We start from the raw sequence: 2168 nt of genomic DNA, 5'->3' as shown, positions 1-2168 counted from the left end.
CCGCAGGCTTCATCCTGTGGGGGTCGCCGAGCGCGACCGGCGCCATTTCGAGGTCATCCAGGCGCACACCCATGAACAACTCGTCTTGTCCCGCTCGCTGCGCAACCCCAAGGGCGGCGTTCTGTCACCCAGCTCGCTCTGGCCTTCGGCAGAGATCGTGTACAAGCGCGATCGCATTCCGGAACATGCTTTCAGCGAAGCGGACCGGCTTTTGGCGAGGCCCCGCGATGCCGGCCAACTCGCCCATGTTCGCCAAAGCCAGCTTTGCTGGCGCAACTGGCAACGGCCTTCGATATTGACGCCGCATGACGGCCTCTCGGGAGCAAATCATCCGGCGATTGAGAGAGCCTTGACGCGGGTTCAGTCGACGACATCGCTCCAGAGGCTGTTGCGAGATCCACTCGGGTTCGTCTGGCGTTATGCTCTGGGCTGGCGCTCTGTCCGGTTCCAATCCGATCCGCTACAGCTCGGTGCGGCCTCATTTGGCGAACTGGTTCATGAGCTGATCAGCGGCGCGATCATAGCGCTTGAGCCTACGCCGGGATTTGCACGCGCCAGCGCCGATGAGATCGAAGCCGCGATCGCCGATGCGTCGACGGCGATCCTGCACGCATGGCCACTACAGCGTTCCGTTCCGCCACCCATCCTGTGGCGGCATACGGTGAGCGAGGCCGCGCGTCGCACCGCCAGAGGCCTCGCCGCCGATGATCAGGTCAGATCCGATACGCGCAGTTGGACGGAGGTGCCGTTCGGTCAACGCGGCGGCGCCGGGGAAGGCGCGCCGTGGGACACGACGATTACGGTCCCGATCGAGCAGACTGGGCTGGTGTTCGGCGGCCGCATGGATCGGCTCGATATTCGCGCCACCGGCGACGGCGCTCGGATCACCGACTACAAGAGCGCGAAGCCGCCTCCGAGACATCAACGCATTGCGTTGGGCCAGGGGCGAGAGCTGCAGCGCGTGCTTTATGCGATCGCGGTCCGTGCGCTGCTGCCTGAAGTCAGGACCGTGGTGGCGCGCCTGGTCTATCTCGCCGACGATCCGGCAATCTTCGAGCTCAAGGGCGACGAGCTCGATGCGGTGGTCGGCGAGGCGGCGGGTTATCTGTCAGCGGCCATGACAATTCTGCGCAGCGGCCGGATCGCGCCGCGTTGGGAGCAGGACGCCGATTACGACGATATGCGCCTCGCGCTTCCTGCCGATCGCGAGACTTATCTGCGCCGCAAGGCTTCAGAGTTCCGGCCAGCCAACCAGCCGCTCAACAAGCTCTGGAGTGCCTCGACATGACGCTCGCCGATCAGGAGGCCCGTCGCCAGGCCATGACCGATCTTTCCTCGATCCTGCTGGTCGAAGCGGCCGCGGGAACGGGCAAGACCTCGTTGATGGCCGGTCGTGTGGCGATGATGCTGGCGGCCGGGCACCACCCTGGCGAGATCGCCGCCATCACCTTTTCCGAACTCGCCGCGAGCCAGCTCGCGCGCCGGATCAGAGAAACGGTCGATAAGCTGCTGGCAGGCGATGTTCCCGCGTTCCTTGAGGCGGTTCTTCCGCAGGGCCTTTCGGAGCAGCAGCGCGAGGCGCTTGTCGTCGCCTTTCCCCGGCTCGACGAGCTCACGGCGACGACCATTCACGGATTTTGCCAGTCGATCATCCGCAGCCATGGCGTCCAGGCCGGGCTCGACCCCGGCGCCCGTGTGGTCGATGCCACCGTCGCCGACAATCTATTCATGGCGGAGCTGTCGGCGTGGTTTTCGCATCGGCTCGCGGCTGATGCCGCGGAAGGCGACCCGATAGTCGTATTGGCGGAAGAGATTCCGCTTCAGGTGGTGAATCTCATCCGTGAACTCGCGAACCTTCGGCGCAAGCATCCCGACGCCCAACCGATCCTTCCGTCCGCCGGCGCGCGGCCCGACATTGATTTCGTCCAGGCGGTCGACGACTTCGACCGGTGGCAGGTGAGCGCCGAACCCGACAAATGGCTTTCCGACATCGCGCACGAATTGCGCGGGCTTGCGCAGCGATATCATGACTGCCTTGCAAGCAAAGAGAGTTTCCGAGTCCTGTGGCGCCTCTGTGATCCGGGAATCGGCCGTCTCTTCGAGCGCAAAGGCCTGCAGCTGAAAACCTATGATGAGGCTGCGCGGGGCTTCGGCGCTCACCGCAATGA

Annotated in this window: 2 protein-coding genes; both read left to right on the top strand. The window is 64.6% G+C overall.

The genetic code is table 11. The features are described from left to right. Positions 1-295: 295 nt before the first annotated feature. On the top strand, positions 296-1288 hold the full coding sequence (locus tag EOA75_RS32145) for a PD-(D/E)XK nuclease family protein (RefSeq protein WP_164747729.1): 993 nt from the start codon (positions 296-298) through the stop codon (positions 1286-1288). Next, the coding region (locus tag EOA75_RS32140) for a UvrD-helicase domain-containing protein (RefSeq protein ID WP_164747728.1) at positions 1285-2168 on the top strand (884 nt) is incomplete at its 3' end. The genes EOA75_RS32145 and EOA75_RS32140, both read left to right, overlap by 4 nt.

Source organism: Mesorhizobium sp. M1A.F.Ca.IN.022.07.1.1 (assembly GCF_003997575.1).
Taxonomy (GTDB): domain Bacteria; phylum Pseudomonadota; class Alphaproteobacteria; order Rhizobiales; family Rhizobiaceae; genus Mesorhizobium.
The sequence above is the reverse complement of the archived record's forward strand: the minus strand, read 5'-3'. Positions and strand labels throughout refer to the sequence as shown.